The sequence below is a fragment of the Clostridium sp. DFI.1.208 genome (assembly GCF_024463855.1).
GTDB lineage: Bacteria > Bacillota_I > Bacilli_A > Erysipelotrichales > Erysipelotrichaceae > Clostridium_AQ.
The window spans coordinates 1-497 of record NZ_JANGCA010000191.1 but is presented as its reverse complement, the minus strand read 5'-3'; the positions used below and the strand labels follow the sequence as shown (position 1 = coordinate 497).

1 pseudogene is annotated in these 497 nt (G+C 34.2%); it reads left to right on the top strand.

The features are described 5' to 3' along the window. Nucleotides 1-59: 59 nt before the first annotated feature. Nucleotides 60-497, top strand: a pseudogene (locus tag NE665_RS23985) (hypothetical protein); the annotation flags it as partial.

Below are 497 nucleotides of genomic sequence, written 5' to 3'. Positions count from 1 at the left end.
ATTTTATATTCGTACTTTAAGGTACTTTATGGTATAATATACATAGGCAGGTGATTCCTATGAGCAAGCGTATTAAAGTTACAAAATCCAAGAACTCTGAATCCTTCTATATCATCGATGATTTTACTGATCCTAAAACAAGAAAGCATTCTACTTTCATCGTCGAACGTCTTGGCTCTCTTTCTTCATTGAAATCCAAGTATGATACTGATTCACGTGAGGTAGTGCTGGATAATCTAAAGCAGTATGTCTATAAGCTTCGTGAACAAGATAAAGAAAATAAAGCTATCGTTTCTATCAATTTTACTCCTTCTCAACTCATTCCTTTAGATGATGAACGCTTGTATAACCTTGGCTACATGTATTTTAAAAACATACTATTCTCTTTAGGTATCAAAGATATATGTCAGCAGATAACTGATCGTCATAAATTCCAGTTTGACTTGACTTCTATTGTCAGCGACCTTGTCAATACCAGAATCATTTATCCCGGCTCT